The 17,500-nt window shown below is 38.4% G+C and carries 17 protein-coding genes and 1 pseudogene (1 of these 18 only partly in view); 12 read left to right on the top strand and 6 right to left on the bottom strand.

Features of this window, described 5'->3' with window-relative positions; genetic code table 11:
* The 9 genes from LEP1GSC190_RS16395 to LEP1GSC190_RS16355 form a co-directional block, all read left to right on the top strand.
* On the top strand, positions 1-825 hold the 3' portion of the coding sequence (locus LEP1GSC190_RS16395) for an LIC_13346 family putative lipoprotein (RefSeq protein WP_002746091.1). The gene continues 99 nt to the left of window position 1, outside the view; 825 of the gene's 924 nt are visible here — the last part of the coding sequence; the start codon falls outside the window, past its left edge; the stop codon is at positions 823-825.
* Complete coding sequence (gene gltX, locus LEP1GSC190_RS16390) at positions 822-2,387, top strand: glutamate--tRNA ligase (protein WP_002746026.1); 1,566 nt, start codon at positions 822-824, stop codon at positions 2,385-2,387. The genes LEP1GSC190_RS16395 and gltX overlap by 4 nt, the downstream gene beginning before the upstream one ends.
* Positions 2,388-2,457: 70 nt before the next feature.
* Positions 2,458-3,045 carry an ATP-binding protein gene (locus LEP1GSC190_RS16385; protein WP_002746100.1) on the top strand — a complete coding sequence of 196 codons (588 nt, stop codon included), beginning with the start codon at positions 2,458-2,460 and terminating at the stop codon, positions 3,043-3,045.
* Between the two features lie 3 nt (positions 3,046-3,048).
* Complete coding sequence (locus tag LEP1GSC190_RS16380) at positions 3,049-3,885, top strand: DUF455 family protein (protein ID WP_002746084.1); 837 nt, start codon at positions 3,049-3,051, stop codon at positions 3,883-3,885.
* Positions 3,886-3,942: 57 nt separating this feature from the next.
* A complete protein-coding gene (locus LEP1GSC190_RS16375; protein WP_002746098.1) occupies positions 3,943-5,184 on the top strand; it encodes an LIC13341 family surface-exposed protein in 1,242 nt (413 codons plus the stop codon).
* Positions 5,181-5,831: an FFLEELY motif protein gene (locus LEP1GSC190_RS16370; RefSeq protein ID WP_002746032.1), complete on the top strand. Its 651-nt coding sequence runs from the start codon at positions 5,181-5,183 to the stop codon at positions 5,829-5,831. The genes LEP1GSC190_RS16375 and LEP1GSC190_RS16370 overlap by 4 nt, the downstream gene beginning before the upstream one ends.
* Positions 5,828-6,556, top strand: a complete 729-nt coding sequence (locus LEP1GSC190_RS16365; protein ID WP_002745999.1) for an OmpA/MotB family protein — start codon at positions 5,828-5,830, stop codon at positions 6,554-6,556. The genes LEP1GSC190_RS16370 and LEP1GSC190_RS16365 overlap by 4 nt, the downstream gene beginning before the upstream one ends.
* 11 nt (positions 6,557-6,567) lie before the next feature.
* Positions 6,568-6,996 carry an LA_2478/LA_2722/LA_4182 family protein gene (locus LEP1GSC190_RS16360; RefSeq protein ID WP_036036285.1) on the top strand — a complete coding sequence of 143 codons (429 nt, stop codon included), beginning with the start codon at positions 6,568-6,570 and terminating at the stop codon, positions 6,994-6,996.
* Positions 6,997-7,004: 8 nt separating this feature from the next.
* Positions 7,005-8,021: a M14 family zinc carboxypeptidase gene (locus LEP1GSC190_RS16355; protein ID WP_002746153.1), complete on the top strand. Its 1,017-nt coding sequence runs from the start codon at positions 7,005-7,007 to the stop codon at positions 8,019-8,021.
* Between the two features lie 295 nt (positions 8,022-8,316).
* Here LEP1GSC190_RS16355 and LEP1GSC190_RS16350 read toward each other — a convergent pair whose 3' ends face one another.
* The 4 genes from LEP1GSC190_RS16350 to LEP1GSC190_RS16335 form a co-directional block, all read right to left on the bottom strand.
* Entirely contained in the window at positions 8,317-9,510 is a 1,194-nt protein-coding gene (locus LEP1GSC190_RS16350) for a pyridoxal phosphate-dependent aminotransferase (RefSeq protein WP_002746094.1), read from the bottom strand.
* The gene (locus tag LEP1GSC190_RS16345) at positions 9,507-9,746 is read right to left on the bottom strand and encodes a DUF2905 domain-containing protein (protein WP_002746046.1); all 240 of its coding nucleotides are present in this window, start codon (positions 9,744-9,746) and stop codon (positions 9,507-9,509) included. The genes LEP1GSC190_RS16350 and LEP1GSC190_RS16345 overlap by 4 nt, the downstream gene beginning before the upstream one ends.
* 477 nt (positions 9,747-10,223) lie before the next feature.
* The gene (locus tag LEP1GSC190_RS16340; RefSeq protein ID WP_002746160.1) at positions 10,224-11,774 is read right to left on the bottom strand and encodes an FAD-dependent oxidoreductase; all 1,551 of its coding nucleotides are present in this window, start codon (positions 11,772-11,774) and stop codon (positions 10,224-10,226) included.
* Entirely contained in the window at positions 11,771-12,340 is a 570-nt protein-coding gene (locus tag LEP1GSC190_RS16335) for a hypothetical protein (RefSeq protein WP_002746014.1), read from the bottom strand. Before LEP1GSC190_RS16335 ends, LEP1GSC190_RS16340 begins: the two co-directional genes overlap by 4 nt.
* 86 nt (positions 12,341-12,426) lie before the next feature.
* Here LEP1GSC190_RS16335 and LEP1GSC190_RS16330 point away from each other — a divergent pair, with 86 nt between their 5' ends.
* From LEP1GSC190_RS16330 to LEP1GSC190_RS16320, 3 genes are all read left to right on the top strand, one after another.
* On the top strand, positions 12,427-12,660 hold the full coding sequence (locus LEP1GSC190_RS16330; RefSeq protein WP_036036288.1) for a ferredoxin: 234 nt from the start codon (positions 12,427-12,429) through the stop codon (positions 12,658-12,660).
* A 305-nt stretch (positions 12,661-12,965) separates the two neighbouring features.
* Complete coding sequence (locus LEP1GSC190_RS16325) at positions 12,966-14,504, top strand: PAS domain-containing sensor histidine kinase (RefSeq protein WP_036036304.1); 1,539 nt, start codon at positions 12,966-12,968, stop codon at positions 14,502-14,504.
* Between the two features lies 1 nt (position 14,505).
* Entirely contained in the window at positions 14,506-14,895 is a 390-nt protein-coding gene (locus tag LEP1GSC190_RS16320) for a response regulator (protein WP_036036291.1), read from the top strand.
* Between the two features lie 20 nt (positions 14,896-14,915).
* Here LEP1GSC190_RS16320 and LEP1GSC190_RS16315 read toward each other — a convergent pair.
* Positions 14,916-15,335: pseudogene (locus LEP1GSC190_RS16315) on the bottom strand (hypothetical protein).
* Positions 15,336-15,469: 134 nt separating this feature from the next.
* Positions 15,470-16,936, bottom strand: coding sequence for an NADP-dependent isocitrate dehydrogenase (locus LEP1GSC190_RS16310; protein WP_002745997.1), 1,467 nt, complete (start codon positions 16,934-16,936; stop codon positions 15,470-15,472).
* Between the last annotated feature and the right edge of the window lie 564 nt (positions 16,937-17,500).

Raw genomic sequence — 17,500 nt, 5'->3', positions numbered from 1 at the left:
TGTGGAAATATCCAGGAAATTTTATGGAGGGATTCAAAATCCCTTTCCGAAAATTATGAGTCACAGATTTTCTTTACGGTTTCTCCATTTGTTTCGTTATACTACGAACCGTCCAGTTTTCAAGCTCGTTACGTCATTTTGAGATCTCAATTTGGAAAGAACGAAATGATTCAAGGAAATCTAAAATATTTGGAATTATCCCGAAAGAGTGAACAATCGGGAAAAATTCTCTTAGAGGTTTCGGAGTGGAGAGGAGGAGCGACGCGGGATTCAAACGATAATCGAAAAATTGAATTTTCTCCCGCTTTAGTAATCAAACGTCTTAAAACTTCTTCAATGTCAGAAAGTCCCACTCTTGAACCGAGAAAGGAAGTTCTCAATGATGTAAAAAAGAAATTTGTCATCAGCGACGAAGGAAAACTTAGAGAAGCTGAAGAAATTAGAATTGTTCCCGGAATCGGAACGCTTAAATGGAAGCATAGCCCAAGAGGAATCCTTTTTAAAATCATGCAGACCGAATTTATTTCCACAAGCGGAACCACGACTTCTTCTGGAGATTACGATTACGATTCGCTTGAGTATCCTCCGGCGATCAGTTTGACCGGGATGATTCCAATTCTTCCACTTCAAAAAACAGAAGTTTTTACGGAATATTACTGTTTAGATTTTCCTTCCGAAATCGATTTGATGACTTTGAGAGAGAATGAAGTCAAAAAATCCGTTTCATTTTACGACCTTGTGGTAAATAAACCATTTACCACAACGGCTAATTTCAAAAATTATCCTATCATAAAAATTTCTAACGAGAAAAACCAATTCCCATGAATCAAAATAGAGAAGTTCGTACCCGGTTTGCACCGTCTCCCAGCGGATTTTTACACGTAGGTGGAGCGAGAACCGCCCTTTTCAATTATTTATACGCAAAATCCCAAGGTGGTAAATTCATTTTAAGGATTGAAGACACAGATCAAAACAGATCTACCGAAGATTCTTTCAAAATCATATTAGAATCTTTGAAATGGTTAGGAGTTCATTGGGACGAGGGTCCGGAGATAGGAGGAGAATACGGTCCATATATTCAGAGCCAACGTCTCGGCATCTACAAAGAATATACGGAAAAACTTCTGAAAGAAAAAAAAGCCTATCGTTGTTTTTGTACACAGGAAGAATTAGAAGCAAAGAAGAAGCAAGCGGAAGCGATGGGGGTGCCTTACGTCTACGACGGACTACACGCAAACATGTCCGACGAGGAAGTAGAGGAAAAGCTCAAACAAGGAATTCCGTATTCAATTCGATTTAAAACCCCTTCTAAAACTCTCATCGTCGACGACATCATTCAAGGAAAAGTAAAATTCGAAACCAAATTGATCGGAGATTTTATCATCGTTAAGTCAGACGGATTTCCCTCCTACAATTACGCAGTTGTAGTTGACGACGCTCTTATGAAGATCACGCATGTGATTCGCGGAGTGGGACATCTTTCCAACACTCCTCGACAAATCTTATTGTACGAAGCTTTGGGTTATGAAATTCCCGAGTTTGCACATGCATCCGAAATTGTAGGAATGGACGGAAAAAAACTTTCCAAAAGAGCAGGTGCGACTTCCATTCTCGCGTTTAGAGATTTAGGATATCTTCCGGAAACGTTTCGAAATTACATGGCTCTTCTCGGATGGACTTCCTCCGACGGAAGAGAATTTCTTCCTGAAAGCGAACTCGAAAAAATTTTCGACGTGCATCGCTGTTCTAAATCTCCCTCCACATTTGATGTATTTAAAAAACCAAAAGGTGGGGAAGACGAAATCGTAACGAACTTTTCGGACTTAACTCAAATTGCGGAAGCAATGAACCCGAAATCGAAACTCAATTGGTTATCGAATAGAACTATCAGAGATTTGAAAATATCCAAAGTATTAGAAAGTCTATTACCGTTCTTGAAAGATAGAAAGGATATTCCTGAGGAGGTGAAAAACATAAATAGTCCCGTGCTTACTTCCATAATCGAATCTATAAGAGTATATTTGGACAACCTCACTCAAGCTCCGGACTATATTGCGGAATTTTTCGTTACCGACTTAAAGATCCAATCGGAAGAAGCGGCTGGATTTTTGAAAGAGGGGGATGGCACCAAAGTAATCAAGGAATTTTACGAAATGCTGAAGGATTCCAATCCGAAGACCGATGAGAATTATAAGGACCTGATGTCCAAAGTCGGAGAAGTTACCGGACAAAAAGGAAAAACTCTCTATATGCCGATCCGAGCGGCAACTACCGGAAAATCGGCTGGGTTGGAGCTACCGATTTTATTCCCTCTTTTAGGGAAAGAAAAGCTCCTTCAGAGAATTGAACAAACCGCCAAAGAAGCGGGAATTCCATTGTCGACTTGAAAAATCCGATATATTTCGTTCAAATCGTCCACCTTTAAGTTGTTAATTGTGGAGACGTAACGGAAATACGATGAAGGATTCCAAGAAATTATTGCTAGTTAAACATAATGAAGGTTCTTACGTTATGTTTCTTCCAACCGATTTAACTAGTATCAGAGAACTCCGGTTAGCTTTGAAAAGTTCTCTTTTAGAAAATTCTTTTTCAAACAAAGCCGTCGTTGATATAGAGTTAGCGGCGGACGAAGCTCTTACAAATTCGATTTCGGCTAATGTAATATCGGGCTCTAACGAAATGATTATCTGTCGTTGGAAGATCAAGGATCATAAGTTCACAATGTGGATCATGGATTACGGTTCCGGACTCAAATCCTCGAAACTGGAATCCTTTCCTGTAGACATTCGGGTAACTAACCTTGATGAATATTTAAACCGTGTCAAACAACACCAGGAAAAAAAATGCGAAACCCTTCCTTTAAAGGGAGTTCTAATTCCACACCGGAATGTAGGAAGAGGGCTGCAGATCATTCAGTCGTTGATGGATACTTTCAAAATCACGTATCATTGTGGAGGAGGGCAAATCTCGTCTGACCCTAATGAGAGAAACATCCAAGGATCTATCATCGAACTCGGTTTCGATTCTTCTAAACATCTCGTATAAAACATGACCTTAAATGAGTTTGCGAGGAATGTGCTTCTCGGTTCCAGCCTTGAAGATAAATTATTTTCACCTTCCCTTCCGCTGGTCGACACTCGTTCTTTCAATTTTTTGAATGTACCTTCCTTGCCGGTTCGGGAAAGAAAAATTCGGACTTCCGAACAAAAAAGTAAAATTCCAAGACTGGAACAGTTATTCAAGGAAGAGAATCGTTTTATCACTTTGCATCATTTTGCGAATCACGAATTGATGGCGATCGAACTTTTTGCCTGGGCCATTCTTAAGTTTCAAGATGCGACGTCTTCTGTCCGGTTCGGTTTATATAGAACTCTTTTGGAAGAACAAACTCATCTAAGAATGTATCTTTTCGAAATGAAAAAGGGCGGAATGGAACTAGGAGATCGGCCTCTGAATTCCATTTTTTGGAAACAAGTTCCGAGAATGCAAACCCTCGAAAAGTTTTACGCGATCATGGCGATCTCTTTTGAGGGAGCTAATCTTGATTTTTCAAAAATTTACACAATGGCTTTCGAACGTTTCGGAGATTTGGAAAAAGCCAATATTATGAAAAAGGTTTACGAAGACGAGATCAAGCACGTCCGTCGCGGTTATCGCTATGTCAAAAAACGGATTCCAGATTCTAAAGACGAATGGGACTATTACCTTTCTTTGATCGAGTTTCCGTTCACTCCGAGAAGGGCCAAAGGATATCATTACTTTCCAGAAACGAGAATTCAGGCCGGATTTTCGGAAAAATTTGCAGCGAAACTGGGAAGATACGAAGACGAGTATACCGGAAAAGTGAATTCTCGAATTTTAAAAGAGGTTTTGGATCTGAGTTAAAGAATATAGGAAAATCATAGACAGGCTTTTTTTATTCCTCAATTTTGTTACCGAACCATGAGCACATTTTCATTTCGTTTTAAAAGGATCTTTTCCGTTTCGTTTACGGCTCGCGTTAAAACTCAAGTTTTCCATTCCAAAACGGTCTTACAGCAGAAGTTTGCTTATTCTACATGTCGAGTTTCGTTCGTTTTAGGTCAGATTCTACTCATCATTTTTTTATCTGTCGGCTGTTCTTCCAAAACGCCTTCCGATTCTCGAATCGTCGAACTTCTGTTTTCATCTGCTGACCAAAAGAATCCTAATGTACTATTGAAAAAAGTGGGCAATTTGGACGAGGATCAGGAGCTAGAATCTTTCTCGTTGGTTCGTAACGGAACAGAAGAGGTTTTGGGAATTTTCAAAAAAAAAGAAGGAGAATGGTTTTTACTCCGGAAATTCTCCTTTTCCCTACTGAATATCGGCCCACTTCATTACGACTCCTCTAAGTCTTCTTGGCTTCCCTCCGATTCCGGGAAAAAGGAAGCAGGTTTCGTAGTTAAGAGAATTCTAATGGAAGAACTTCCCGGAGACGGATTTAATTCTCTTTTTTTGGAAGTGTTAAGTGAAGAACCACCTCTCGGACTTTTTTCAGTACCTTATGTAATCCGTAAGGGCCAAAAGATTTTGGATGGTCTTTTGTCTTTGAAAGATCATGAATTTTTAATAAAGTCTAAACGAATCGATTTCGATTACAATAAAACCGAAAAAAACATCACGATTTTTCCTTCCAACCGCAGTTATGCTCAAAATTTTATCTTTAACGGCTGGGAAATGGTTCCAGATATACCGCGAGTGGCGGTGCCTTCTCTTTTTTCTTTAGAAGCTCCGAAAGAATGGAAAAAGGGAGTTCAAGGAGAAGTAACTCTCTGGTTTAAAAATCGAGGTTCTTATGCGGGTGTGACGTATCTTTCTCTTTCATTTCCCGAGGGTGGAAAAGTAACCATAGATACGACAAAAGAAGGACAAAGAATTTATTTCCCCGGTTCGAATGTATTTTCTTCAACGGGTAAATACGTCAATTCTGTAGTTCCTCTTATTGAAATCACGAAGGAAGGCTGGGGAAGAAATCATAAATACGGAATTCGATTTTCTTTAACTCCGAATAAGGACGGTACTCCGAGCATTCTATTTCGTTCTTCAACACGAATGGGAAAAGTAGTCGTCAATCTTCCGAATCAATTCGGATCGATTCAAAAACAAACCGATCAACAAGGTTTCGTTTCCTACAAATTGGATTTGGTTTCTAAACGAGAATGAGCGATCTTGCAGTTAAAAAACTAAAAGCAGCAAGAGCGGAAGTCGTTCGAGCACAGGTGGAACGATTTCGGGTTTTTTACGCGAGCTATTTTCATCTGGAAGAAACGATTCCAATGGTAGAATATTTCTTCGAAAAGATCTATAACTTAGAAGGAAGAGAAGTCTGGCTTCATCTTGCAATGGATACATACCAAAGAGTAAAAGGTATGATGAAAGAAACTTCTCGCGAGAACATCGAATATCTAATCGAACTCAACAATCTTACGGAAGAGTTGGATACTATTTTTGCCAAACATCTAGTGGATTCGGGTTGGGACGGCAAACGTTTGAGCAGGGAAGAATACGATCTTCACTATAGCCAGATGGGCCATTATAAAGAGCGAATGAGACAGTTGGAAATCGTTTTACGAAACTTAAAAGTTTTTTATGAATTGGCTCATAGGCCGATTAGCGCCTATTTAATCAAACCTGCTCGATTTATGGCTTCTCTTTTCGGAGTATCTGCCTTATTTCAAAGCGTAGAAGAAGCATATAACGCGACTCTTCCCGTTTCTGCAAACATATTCAATTCTTTTTATGAAGAAGTGAAAAAGAGAGAAACGGAATACATCCATACTTTACTGGGAGAAAATCGAAAAGAGGCATGAGTCGACTTCGTAGGCAACTTTTGGAAAGAGCGCACCGTAAGGGGGAATCTCACGAGAACCGAGAGCGCTGGCTTTTGACTTATGCGGATATGATTACTCTTCTTTTGGGTTTATTTATTATCATGTATTCAATTTCTCAAGTCGATCAGACAAAGCTCAAACAAGTCGCCGATGTGATCCGGGGTGGTTTCGGTTTGGGGGAATCTTTCTTTCAGGGAAGTACGATTACAATTGAAGACGATCCTATGCTTCAACCTAAAACTCAGCTTTATCGTTTTTGGGAAAGAATCAGTTACACTTTAAAAAGACTTAAAGAAAAAGCTAAACTTAATATTGGAATCCAAGAAACCGAAGAAATCAAAATTGTACTTTTCGGTTCCTCTTTGGGAGAAGGCGGGTTCCAACCGGACGAAGAAATGGTTTTTGCATTTCAGAAAATATCTGAATTATCTTCCGCGATGGACGTGGACATCACTCTTAAAGTTCAAATTCCTTATGGAAATGAAGCCGCCCAAAAAGGTTTTAGAAACGTTTGGGAATACAACGCGTATCGTGCAGAATTGATCGCAGATTCGTTGTCTCAAAATTATAAAATTCCCAAAGAAAAAATTTCTATCGAAGCTTCCAGCTCGTATAAACCGGTACAATCTTTTACAGCAACTCCAGAAGGAAAAGCGTCTGGGGAAAGAATAGAAATTTTTATCCGTAAAAAATCAGAACACTGAGTAGAGAAATTATGAAACGAAATATATTGCTATTTACAATTTATATTTTTGGAATATTATTTTTTTTGAATTTATCTTTCTGCAAAAAAAACAACCTACCGTTGTCGGTTCAGGACGACAAATGGAGAGAGGAGTCTTCCGAACTCGTCTCCGCGTATTGTCAAAAACTCGCGAGTTGTGCGGATGGTTTTTCCATAGATTTGAAAGATTCTTCGAAAGCGTTAATTCAAGAAAGATTGAACCCCGCAAATTGCGCCGAAAAATTTCGGAGTTCTAACGCGTATTTATTGGCAAACGAAAATCCGGAAACGATCAAAAGAGTAGTCAGAGGTTGCTTCCAAACGGTGGTCGATGGAAATTGTGAAAAAATTCAAAAAGGAGTTTTAAAATTTTCTGAGGATTGTACTCGACTTCAGGCTATCCAATTTAAACGGAATTAGAATCTAATATGTTGCGTGGTCTTAGAAGGCTTAACCGGTATGATAAGAAAATTTTGAAAATTTTAAAATTAGGGGGTAAGCTTGCATCCCTCAGTCAAATCGGATTTTCCAGAAAAACTCCGGAAGGATTTCGATTTCCGATTCATGCGTTAAAAATCGGAACGGAAAAGGGTCTTAAAGAACATCCTGTCGGAATTGTGGCCGGAGTTCATGGGCTTGAGACGATAGGTATTTTGATTCTTCTCGATTTTTTAGAATATGTTCTGCATCCGAATTCTACGGGATACATTCCTGAATTAGAAAAAGGTAAATTAGGAATTATTGTATTACCAATCGTTAATCCTGGCGGGATTGTGCTTAAACAAAGATCCAATCCCGCAGGCGTTGATCTTATGAGAAATTCTGGAATTGAAGCGATAAAACCTTTTCTTTTTTTCGGCGGACAAAAAATTTCCAAACACTTGCCTTACTTTCGTGGAAACGGATTGGAACCCGAATCCAAAGCGTTGTTCCGCCTCGTTTACGAATCTTTTTTTATGGTTAAGGATGCGATCATTCCCGTTTTGGATCTGCATTCTGGTTTTGGAACAGTTGATAATATTTGGTGGCCTTATGCTTTTACAAAAGCTCCTTGTCCGGATACATCCTTGTATCAAAAAATCGGGAGACATTTAAAACATCATTGTGGTCATATTCATTTTCAATACGGACCTCAAAGTGAAACCTATACGACGCATGGTGATCTTTGGGATAAGTTTTACGATCAATACAGAGATTATCACAAGAATTCGTGGAACTGGAATTCTAAATTGCTTCCTCTAACCCTGGAAGTGGGAACCTGGTCGGATATCAAGGAAGATCCTTTCAAGTTGTTTCGCAAACGTGGAATTTTCAATCCCGCTTCGTTTAACAAAATCGAAACTGCCGGAAGATATAGAGGTTTTTTAAGAGATTTTGTTCGTCTTGGTTTAAGGAAACCGAAAGACTGGGAACGAGACTCTGTATATCATTCAAAAGATATTTAAAATTCTACTTGGTCTTATTGAAACGAAAGTGTGAAAGATGTATTTAGAACCTGTCTTAAAAACCTTTCAAGAAATCAGTTACAATGATTCAGTAAGTTCGTAATAAAATATGGAAGTTACCACAAATTACGCCTCTTTGGTAGTTTACTAGCTTTCGAACACATTTTATAATTGTTAGGTTCTCGTTGAGGTTCCTATATTCGGAGATTTTGGAACAGGCTCTGGCGGTTTTCTTATTTTGTAGCGAACTCGTGTTTAATCTGTTTCTTTTAAACCCAAATGAAACGTCGCTTTTCTAAAGTGGAACCGAGGTTTTTGACAGAATTTCTTTTAAGCCTGTCTCGAACGATTCCGTTTCTGTCAAAAGACTGAGAACGATTCTTCCTAGATTCTTTTCGTTCGGAAAACCGAACATTTCTCCGGGATGGACATATACTTTTTTTTCCTTTAATAAACGAAGTGAAAATTCCTCTTCCGGAAAAAATTTTTCGCTTTCTAAAATGCAATACCAACCTGCGTTCGGAAAGTTGCATCGAACTGTTTTGGAAATATTCACGTCTCCCAAAATCCGTTTTAAAAAAGAAAGATTCCTTTGAATCCGTTTGATAATTTGAGATTGAATTAAATTCTTCCATTGCAATAAATCGGAAAGTACGTTTTGAACGGGAGTGTTTACCGAAAGATAAGTATCGGATATGAGTTCCAAATATTCTTTCGCTTTTTTTTTCCAAAACTCCGGTCCGCTGAGTAAAATCCAAGATAGTTTCATTCCCGGGAGCCCTAAAATTTTAGACAATCCGTTTACGGTGATCACTGGTATATCCGAATCCGTTAAAGTTTTATGGAGATCCTCCCCGTAAACGTAGTCCGAAAAAACTTCGTCTATGATCAAGGGTATATTATAGCTTTTTAAAGTATTTTTTAAGGAATAAAAATCGGATTCGTTTAATACGGAACCTGTAGGGTTGTTGGGACTAACGACTAAAATCAATTTGCATTTCGATAAGTCTTTTAGATCGAGATCCGATTCTTTTAATTTCCAGCCATTATCTTTTTTTGTGAAATAGGGGACGGTTTTCAATCCTTCCATTACGGAAAGGAATTCGAATAAGGGATAACCGGGTGCAGGAATCAAAATCGAATCGCCTGGATTGCAAAGCAACTTAAACAAATACGAATATGCTTCCGAAGAGGAGGAAGTTAAAAACAAATCGTCTGGATCGACCTTCACTCCTTTAGAGTAGTAATATTCTTGAATTTTTTTTCGAGCTTCTATGTTTCCTCGAGGATCGGGGTGATAAGTAATCAGATCAGCGCTTCCAAAACTGTGTCGAATCGCTTCCACCGGATATTGAAGACCGACTTGAGTCGGGTTGGCGACCGTCAGATCAGAATAAAGAATTTTGTTTTTTTTATACTCGGATAAGATTGCGACAAATTCGTTCTCTCCTTCTTGAAACGAGAAACGGGAGCTAAAAGATTCTTTCACGGAGAACCGCTTTTGAATTTTTGAATCAAAAAAAGAATTAGGGAGATTAGGATGCTCACTAATATCGAGGTAGTCAAAGGAAAATAAAACCGAAAATTTTCCTTTTCGATACGGATATCACCTGGCAGTTTTCCTAAATAATTTAAAAAGGGAATTTTATTTCCGTAAAGAATCAAGAAACCGACACACAAAAACAAAAAACCTAAAATCAAAAACGGTTTGGCAAAATTTTCCATTAGCGGTTTTGATTTTAATTTTTAGATTTCCGAAGTCAAGAAGCAATTTTATTCATTTGGAATATATATGCAAATTTATTGATATGATAAGTTATTTACCGTAAAACGCACAATTACAATTATAATAAAATTTTTGGGATGTGGAACTTGCACAATTTCTGTGTATCAAAATAATATGTTTTAAAACGAAGTGATTCAATTTTTAACTTACGAAGTTAAAAATTGCTTTTACGGTCGTCATAAATTTGGAGAATATTTTCTAGAAATAATAAATATATTCCTAATGCGACTAACTCCCAAACAAAAACTTAGAGGCCATCTAAAATGTGGGAACTACAACAGAAATTGAACAAAAATCGAATTTGTTCAAAGGTCATAAAATTCCCAAAGAGATGTAATTTGTGGAAACTCCCGGGTTTTATTACGAACTTACTAAATGATTAAAACTGAATTTTCTTCAGGTTTTAGGCCGGATTTTTAATCTTCGAGGATGAATTTAGCCGCTTGTTTACTGAATGCCATAATTGTATAACTTGGGTCCACCGAAACTCCGGTCGGAAATACGCTGGAATCGGAAACGTATAGATTTTTTAATCCGTGAACTCTATGCTTCCAATTTACAACAGATCTGGAAGGGTCCTGTCCCATTCTGCACCCTCCTGCCGGATGCGGGGCGGCCATCATCATTGAAGCGGGGCGAAGTTCAAGTCGATCAATCTTATCCATTTCTTTCTCGGAAGAAATTTTCGTTCTTTTAAGGTCAGGTAAAAGAATCCACTTGGCCCCTGCCTTAAAGTTCAATTGAACTTGTTTACGGATGCAATCTTTCAAAACTTCCTTCGTTAATTTTCCGAAGTGATACGTAATCGTACGCTTACCGGAGGAATTTACCGAAATATTTCCTAGTTCCGAAGGAACATCGTCGATCCATCCGATTGTACCTCCTACATGAGTAAGTTGTTTCATGATTTCTCTGTGTTCTAAGCCGAACCCTGGAATCAGAGCGGACAGACTTCCGGGTTGAAGTTGATTGGCCATGATTAAAAAGCCACCTTCGGTATAACTTCCATTTTCTTTAAAACGGGCTAAACGAAATTCTTCCACACCGAATGCGGAAGGAATATTTCTCCACTGAACGATCGGTTCTTCATAAAATGCATGAACGAAAGGAGATGGATTGATCGCAAGATATTCTCCGAGTGCGGGAAGTTTTTTCTTCCATCCGTTTCTGAGTAAGAATGTAGAACTTCCAAATCCACCCGCCGCGATCACAAAAACGGATGCTTCGAATCTTAACGTGATCCCAGATTCTTTTCCGGAAGGTCGATCAATCATGACCGCTTCTAAAAATGCCACTTTATCGCCTTTGAGTTCTAAACGAATCGCTTTACAGTCCGCGTAGATATCGGTCCCTAAAGCCATCGCCTTAGGAATATGAGTCACCAACTGGCTTTGTTTGGCCCCATACATACAACCTTGCATGCAGTGACCGGATTTTTGACAATTTTTTCTAGCTTGTGGAACCGGGTTACCTTCCCAGCCGAGAGACTTACAGGCTTTTCTCACAAGCTGATTCATTTTATTATGATATTCTTCTTTAGCAGGATGAACGTTTAAGACTTCGTCCAACTCTTTCCAATGAGAACTTAGATCTTCGGAAGAATGACCGTAAATTCCGTATTCTTTTTTCCAAAGGTCAAGTCTGTCTTCCGGAGTTCTATAACTATCAGCCCAATAATGAACCGAAGCCCCACCTACGTTTTTTCCATAAACAAGGTTGATCGTTCCGGTAATGTCGGTAGCCATATTCCTTTCCGCAGAAATTTTTCCGGCCATGTTGAGTTCGTGGTTATCGAAAGTTCCCGTATGATAGTAACCGCCTTCTTCTATAAGAATTACTTTCTTACCGTTTTTGGAAAGTTCGTAAGCGAGTGTAGAACCGCCGCAACCAGTTCCTACGATAACTACATCCGCCTTTACGGTTCTGGAATCTCCCAGATTTTTCCATTCGTAAACGCGACCGCTCATGATTCCCCCAGAATTTTTTTATAATAGATTCTGGATTCGCTTAATTTTTCGGGAGGGTTCCCGAAAGGTCCATCATACGAAATCGCTTTGAAAGAAGATTCGTGTCCATAATAAACCAAGTAGATGGGTAATTTAAGATTTGTTAATGCGGCTCGGATCGTATCAGATTCAGTTGTTTCTTGGGAAAGTAGAAAATTCTTTCTATCTTCTTCGCTTAATCTGGAAAAACGACTCCAATAACCTTTAACCAGAGGAAGATATTCTAAAATAAAAATGAGAGATCTGAAATCATCAGAGATGTTCGAGTCCACAAAAAAAAATTCTTCGTCTAATCTGCGGATTACTTCCGCTTTTTCAAGATCGGGAAAGCCCGATTCTTGAGGCAAAAGGGTTTGAGAATAAGCTGATAAAAATTCAACTTCGGATATGGAAAAGAATAGGGTTTTGGGTAGGGATTGACTTTTAGAAAAACGAAAAAAGAAAGTCCCGGCACCAATGCTGAGTAGTCCTCCAAGGCCAAAACCGAATAATTTTCGTCTCGATATTTTTTCCGTCCATAAGTTCATAACTTCGGTGAATATCCCTGAATTGAAACGGGTGTCAATTCTGAAAAGTGGTTGACACAACAATCGTTCGATAAACTTTGTCAAACATGGCTGATAAAAACGACAAAGTCAAACAGAACGCACCTGGAAAATACTATATCGATAATAGCTGTGTTCCTTGTAATGACTGTTTGGAAGAAGCTCCTATGCTTCTCAAATACACCGACGACGAATCGAAAGTTTATTTCCACAGACAGCCTGTTTCCCCTGAAGAGGAAATTGCGGCAAGAAAAGCGATGGAAATTTGTCCTGTTGAAGCTTTGGGAGATGACGGAGAATGAGTTTAAAAATTTGTCGGATTTTATTTTCAGCCCCGGTTTATCTTTAATCTTTTGGAAAGTTTCTAATCTTCACAATTTCTTTCTTCTTATCTTCACCCAACAAATTCTTCGACTAAAATCCTTGAAAAAAACTGTCTATTCATCTACGGGTTTCTACGAATAAAAAGCCAATATAGTAGATCGATTTAGATTAAAGGTTTGCGATTTGGGCGCGAACAAAAATGTAAAAATCTACGTTTCACTTTCGTAATGGATTGTCTTTTCCAAAATAGGGCCTATTTTAAGGAAAACCAAAGGTGTATGCTTTGAGCGAATTCGATTTTCAATCGGCTGATTTTTATAAATTTCTAATCGAAAAAAGTCCTGAGTTGATTAGCTTTCATGATCCGGATGGAATCTTTCTTTATGTCAGTCCTTCGGTAACTTCTATTTTAGGTTATCAGCCAGAAGAATTAATCGGCAAAAACCCCTATGATTATTTTAGCCCTCTTGATAAGAACAGAATTTTTGAAAATTCTCATCAGCCGATTTTAAAAGGAAGAGAAATCGAACATATCGAATATCAGTTTCTCAGAAAAGATGGAAAATACGTTTGGTTGCAAACAATTACTCAATCGATTCGGGATAATCAGGAAACTGTAATCGCTCTTTTTAGTACTTCCAGGGAATATTTAGGGCTCAATGCAATTCTTGACGAGACAGAAAAAAAACAGGTTCTCGATGAGATTCGTCTTTCGGAAGAAAAGTTTTTTAATGCGTTTTATTATTCGGGTGTCGGTATGGCTCTCGTTTCTTTGGAAGGAAAATGGCTAGAAGTAAATTCAAGTCTTTTGGATATAATCGGCTACTCAAGGGACGAGATTTTAAAACTTACCTTTCAAGATATAACTCATCCGGATGATCTTACTGCTGATTTAAATCTTCTACAGGAAACATTGGAAGGTAAAAGGGATAGTTATAGAATGGAGAAAAGGTACTTCCATAAAAACGGAAGTACAATATGGATTTTATTGATAGTGTCTCTTGTGAGGGATTCCCAAAAGAAACCTTTATTTTTCATCTCTCAGATCCAGGATATTACCGATCGCAAAAACATGCTTTCTGCTTTAATCGAAAAGAACGAAACCTTACAGGCGTTGAGCAATCACTTAACAGAAAGAAATTCTCAATTGGAAGAATTCAATCAGATCGTTTCTCACAATCTACGTGCACCAATTGGAAATATTTTTACGCTTACGACCATGTTATGTGAGAAATACGGTAGGGACAAAGATGAGCTTCTCCAATCTTTGGAGATGAGCGTAAAAGATTTGATGACCACATTGAGCGATATCGTGGAAGTGATCAAAATTCGCAGAAATCGGAATGTGGATAAACAACCTATTCTTTTTAAGGACGCTTTTAACAAGATTCAGAATCTTCTCTCTACTGAAATTAATAAGATGAGTGTGGAAATTCAAACAGACTTTACCGCGGCCCCGGAAATTCTTTATTCAAAGGTATATCTGGAAAGTATATTATTGAATTTATTGAGCAATGCTTTAAAATATTCTGATCCTAATAGAAAGTCAGAGATTTCTTTCGTCTCATATATAAAAGACAAAAAAATCTTTTTAATAGTTCGCGATAATGGTTTAGGAATCGATCTCCGAAAATACGGTCACCAAATCTTTAAAATGAATAAAACGTTCCACCGGGAAAAAGAAGGACAAGGTATCGGGCTATTTATGACGAAAAATCAAATAGAATCCCTGGGGGGCGAAATAACGGTTGAAAGTTCTCCCGGTAAAGGTACATCTTTCCTCATCAATTTCGATAAATACAATGATTTCGAACAGCGGTAATATGAACTTCTGGTTGGTCGATGATGATTCCATCTACATCATGATCGCAAGACGTTTTTTGGAAAAAGACGGTAGGATCACGAAACTACGCGATTTCCAAGATGGTGAATTGGCTCTTCAGGAACTTCAAACATTGAGTTCCGATCGAGAAGAACTCCCTGATGCAATCTTGTTGGATATCAATATGCCTTTTATGGACGGTTGGCAATTTCTAGACGAATTCAAAAAAATCCAAGGGGCCTTGGCAAAAAAGATTACCATTTTTATGGTAAGCTCTTCCGTGGATGAAAGAGATATATTGAAAGCGAACTCTTTTCCCGAAGTCAAAGGTTATCTTTCCAAACCTCTCACCCAAGATCATATTCAAAAACTTTATAGCCAACTTGTTTAAGTTAGCCGGAATAGCTTTGTTTATACGAAGGGCTTCTTGTATTTTGTGAAAAAACCATCCTAAGAAAGCGCCGGGTGGTAAGGTAATCCAACGAAAAAGAATAAACTGATGAAAGTTCCAATGGAAACCATCAAAAATCCTATAAAAGGATTCATCGGAGGTTCTTCTCCGTTCCAATTTCTGAAATTTAAGATCCAGTATTCTATATTCCCAAATAGGATTACAAAGTAAAAAGTCAAATGGTGGGAAAGGATCACGATGACAATTCCTAAAATGATTCTTCTTGTAATGTTGTAATTTTCCTGTCTCTCTACGAAAAGATTCCAGATTACATAAGATGTTGAGAATGCAGCTAAGGTTGAATAAATTGGGAATGTCTTGTGATCTCCTGTTGCGGTGAATGCGATTACAAGTCCGATAATCGAGCAGACCAGTACCATCGTTAAACTCATTTTCAAGATAGAAATGGGGTGAAATATAGAATTTCGATTCGAAGCCAATTGCACAATTGCAACTTACGAAATGATCCAAATTATTTCTTTAAAAAAAATTCGATTTTATTTTCGAGTCTTTTTTACTCTCCCTGCCCCAAAGAAAATGCCCTTTTTCCGTTAAAATAATATAGGTTTTCCGTTTTTATGGTATCAAAAGCAGCTGAGTCCAGTTTTAAGAGAAGTTCCGCAATTTGCTTGTGAGAAATCGGATGATACGAAGGATCTTCCTGTTTAATCAGAGCGTTCTTGCTCACGAATCTACATCTCCAATGGTCGATCAAAAACGTTTCAGGCTGACCCTCGGGATAAACTTTTACTCCTCGATTGGTAATGATTTTTAACATTAGGTCGTTTGAAAGAGATTTAAGTTTGTTTGCAAGTTCGTTCGGATCGTTGCCGATCCAATCTAGAAAAATATCGACTCCGACTAGTTCTTTCTTTTGAATAATTCTATTATATTCAGGAATTATAATTTTCTTTGCTTTGCCGAAGGAAACGGGTTTGAATTTTTCGGGAAGATGACCTAAATTTCCGATTACCGCATCGGCAAATTCCTTGGTTCCGACTTTGATTCTACTTACACCAGGTTTAAAAATATCTCCGGTATGAATTCCCTCTTCGACCGTTAAGAGCCAAGCGTTGTTGATTTTTGCCGCGATATCGGGTTGTCCTATATGAACAAGCATCATCACTGCGGCATTGAGTAAGCCGGATGGATTTGCCAGATTTTTTCCTGCAATATCGGGGGCAGAACCGTGAATCGCTTCGAACATGGAAACAATTTCGCCGATATTGGAAGAACCAGCCATTCCAACTGACCCCGCAATTTGCGCTACGATGTCGGAAATGATGTCTCCGTACAAGTTCAAAGTTACGACTACATCAAAGTTCTGCGGTCTATCCGCAAGATTTGCGGCACCGATATCAATGATCTGTGAATTCGCTTCGAGTTCGGGATATTCTTGTGCAATTTCCTTGAAGATATCATGAAATAAACCGTCAGTCTGCTTCATGATATTGTCTTTTACCATTGCTGTTACTTTTTTTCTTCCGTAAGCTCTGGCGTACTCGAAAGCGTAACGAATGATCTTTTCCGAACCTGGACGGGAAATTAGTTTGAGGCATTGAACCGTATCGTTGGTTTGTCTGTGTTCAATTCCGGTATAAAGGTCTTCCTCGTTTTCACGGATGATGACAATGTCGAGAGAAGGGTGTTTGGTTTCCACATACGGATACAGAGAAAAGCAGGGCCTGACGTTGGCAAAAAGTCCCAAAGTGGTTCTTACGGTTACGTTCAAACTTTTGTAACCACCACCTTGGGGAGTGGTAATGGGGGCTTTCAAGAATACTTTAGTTTGTCTGAGAATGTCCCAAGCCTCGGGTTTGATTCCGGAAGAATGCCCGCCCTTATAAACTCTTTCTCCAATTTCTATTTCGATCGGATCGATTTTTGCTCCGGCCGCATTGAGAATTTTGAGGGTTGCATCCATGATTTCAGGACCGATTCCGTCTCCGTGTGCGATCGCAATTTTAGTTTTTTCGGACATTCCCATCTCCTAATGCTTCTATTAGAACGGGGACGGTAAATAGGTCAATTCTTATCGAGCTTTCATCGGTAAACCTATATCACCTATCGTAAAAGTCATGTGTGGTGGGTGGGAACATGAATGGAAGCGCAAATATCAATCAGCTTATTTTATACTTGATCGTTTCAGGAGAGTTTTAGTTAGGCTTTCAGTTGTATCCACACTCGTCTGGCGTTTGGAAATTATCTTAAAAATGTTTTAGAATGATTGAAATCGGCATTTTACTACTTGGACGCATGAAAATAATACAATGATGAGCTTGTTTCAAAAGTTGGAATATGGGATTTTCAAAAAAAGCTGGCAATTCAAAATTAGACGTGATTCTTGAGAACTTCTGTCTTCTTTGCAAGATTACCTATTAATTTTTGTTGCCATTTTCATACTTAAGCAAAAAGAAAATATTATTACATTTACTGATTCTCATGTAATGAAGTACCATAAATTTTAGCACAGATCCCATTTAGAGACGGAATTATAGATGTCTTACCGTCAGGATACGTCTTGAAATCTTAAAGAGGAGTCGAC

It is taken from the genome of Leptospira mayottensis 200901116 (assembly GCF_000306675.2).
In the GTDB taxonomy this organism is placed as follows: Bacteria; Spirochaetota; Leptospiria; order Leptospirales; family Leptospiraceae; genus Leptospira; species Leptospira mayottensis.
The sequence above is the reverse complement of the archived record's forward strand: the minus strand, read 5'-3'. Positions and strand labels throughout refer to the sequence as shown.

Bases quoted from the DNA above. Each gene is read 5' to 3' on its own strand.
- LEP1GSC190_RS16345 (WP_002746046.1), bottom strand. From the start codon at position 9,746: ATGGAAAATTTTGCCAAACCGTTTTTGATTTTAGGTTTTTTGTTTTTG.
- LEP1GSC190_RS16335 (WP_002746014.1), bottom strand. From the start codon at position 12,340: ATGAACTTATGGACGGAAAAAATATCGAGACGAAAATTATTCGGTTTT.
- LEP1GSC190_RS16375 (WP_002746098.1), top strand. From the start codon at position 3,943: ATGAGCACATTTTCATTTCGTTTTAAAAGGATCTTTTCCGTTTCGTTT.
- LEP1GSC190_RS16360 (WP_036036285.1), top strand. From the start codon at position 6,568: ATGAAACGAAATATATTGCTATTTACAATTTATATTTTTGGAATATTA.
- LEP1GSC190_RS16310 (WP_002745997.1), bottom strand. From the start codon at position 16,936: ATGTCCGAAAAAACTAAAATTGCGATCGCACACGGAGACGGAATCGGT.
- LEP1GSC190_RS16320 (WP_036036291.1), top strand. From the start codon at position 14,506: ATGAACTTCTGGTTGGTCGATGATGATTCCATCTACATCATGATCGCA.
- LEP1GSC190_RS16380 (WP_002746084.1), top strand. From the start codon at position 3,049: ATGACCTTAAATGAGTTTGCGAGGAATGTGCTTCTCGGTTCCAGCCTT.
- LEP1GSC190_RS16340 (WP_002746160.1), bottom strand. From the start codon at position 11,774: ATGAGCGGTCGCGTTTACGAATGGAAAAATCTGGGAGATTCCAGAACC.
- LEP1GSC190_RS16365 (WP_002745999.1), top strand. From the start codon at position 5,828: ATGAGTCGACTTCGTAGGCAACTTTTGGAAAGAGCGCACCGTAAGGGG.
- LEP1GSC190_RS16370 (WP_002746032.1), top strand. From the start codon at position 5,181: ATGAGCGATCTTGCAGTTAAAAAACTAAAAGCAGCAAGAGCGGAAGTC.
- LEP1GSC190_RS16385 (WP_002746100.1), top strand. From the start codon at position 2,458: ATGAAGGATTCCAAGAAATTATTGCTAGTTAAACATAATGAAGGTTCT.
- LEP1GSC190_RS16355 (WP_002746153.1), top strand. From the start codon at position 7,005: ATGTTGCGTGGTCTTAGAAGGCTTAACCGGTATGATAAGAAAATTTTG.
- gltX (WP_002746026.1), top strand. From the start codon at position 822: ATGAATCAAAATAGAGAAGTTCGTACCCGGTTTGCACCGTCTCCCAGC.
- LEP1GSC190_RS16330 (WP_036036288.1), top strand. From the start codon at position 12,427: ATGGCTGATAAAAACGACAAAGTCAAACAGAACGCACCTGGAAAATAC.